Genomic DNA, 1,409 nt, shown 5'->3' with positions numbered 1-1,409 from the left:
CGCAAGACGCAGGCTCTCCTCGTCGGCCACGACCCGCACACCCTGGACCTCCCACGGCCCGGGACACACACCACGGACAGCCGAAGGATCGACGTGCTCGTGCCACGGCGGATCCACGATCTCGTCCAGCTTGGCGCTCGGCCGAGGACGACCCCATGTCACGCCAAACTCACGCTCCGCGAGCTCCTGCACGTCAGCGTTGTGGAAACTGTGGGCAAGGCCGAAGACACCCCGCTCGATCTGGGATGCACACACAGGGAACCGCTCCCCCGTGGCCAGCACACACGCTGTCGACCCGATGTAGATGTGACAGTGCAACCGCGCCGCGTCGATCCGCGGCACCGCAGCCTCCACCACCGCGGCCAGCTCCAAACGCGCCGGCCGACCGATACCGGCGCTCGCTGGATCGGCCGCGTAGCCCCCGGCCTCCTGCACCCGGCGCAGAACCTGCTCCTGCACCAGCAGCGGTTCGTCCGTCCCCCACGCCGCCACGTCCTCGTCCAAGCCAGCCGTGGCCATGCCGTCCAACAGCGCCGAGAGCGACACGGGCATGCGGAACTGCACTTCGTGCGCGTCGAACGGTGGAGCGGCCAGGGGATCGCCGACGTCGAAGAGCGGCGCCGGGGCGACGTGCGTATCGCCAAAACGGCCCCGAAACATAGCCGGCTCCTCTCCATGTGCAACTACGGGTTTTGCAGTGGGCTGTCCTAGATTCTAGTGCAGGTGCAGCCTCTAGTTGTACCTTCCAGCCCCGTTGTTGACGCGGGTGATGGGTGGGTAGCCGCCGATGGCGGTGTGGCCGCGGTGGTGGCTGTAGGTGTGGAGCCAGCCCGGTAGCGCGGCGGCGCGGTCGGCGTTGCTGGTGAAGGGTCGCTGGTAGGCCCATTCCTCGGTGAGGGTCCGGTTGTACCGTTCGGCTTTGCCGTTGGTCTGCGGGCGGTAGCGGCGGGGTACCAGGGCGTGGGCGCGGATCTCGGCGAGAGCGTCGCGCCATGCGGCGGCGCGCCGCTAGACCCTCGCGTTGTCGGTGATGACGCGGTTGATGCGGTCGATGCCGTGAGCGGTGAAGAAACCGGTGGCGCGTCGGCGGGACCCGGCTCAGGTCTCGGCGCGTTCGGCGGGGGAACCGGGCGTGGGGGCCGATGGCGGCGAGGGCGGCGCGGGATGCGGCGGGGCGCCGGTGGATCATCGCGTTGTCGGTCATGACGCGTTCGATCCGGTCGATGCGGTGAGCGGTGAAGAGCCCGGTGGCGCGGCGTAGGAGCCCGGCGCAGGTCTCGGCGCGTTCGTCGTCGGGGATCTCGGCGTAGGCCCAGGCGGGTGTGGTCGTCGATCGCGCTGTGGATGAAGTCGTAGCCGACGGGGGGTCCGTAGCGGGCTCGGCGGTGTTCGAGGCTGTCGCGACCGTG

General features: G+C 69.7%; 1 protein-coding gene and 2 pseudogenes. All 3 read right to left on the bottom strand.

Annotated elements, in window-relative coordinates:
• A partial coding sequence (locus tag D8M34_RS17870) for a hypothetical protein (protein WP_148113087.1) occupies window positions 1–660 on the bottom strand: 660 nt, incomplete at its 3' end.
• A 72-nt stretch (window positions 661–732) separates the two neighbouring features.
• Window positions 733–948 (bottom strand): annotated as a pseudogene (locus D8M34_RS19895) (integrase core domain-containing protein); the annotation flags it as partial.
• Window positions 949–1,180: 232 nt separating this feature from the next.
• Window positions 1,181–1,409, bottom strand: a pseudogene (locus D8M34_RS19890) (IS481 family transposase); the annotation flags it as partial.

It is taken from the genome of Microbacterium sp. HSID17254 (genome assembly GCF_003989315.1).
Classification (GTDB): Bacteria; Actinomycetota; Actinomycetes; order Actinomycetales; family Microbacteriaceae; genus Microbacterium.
This window is presented reverse-complemented; position numbering and strand designations above follow the sequence as displayed.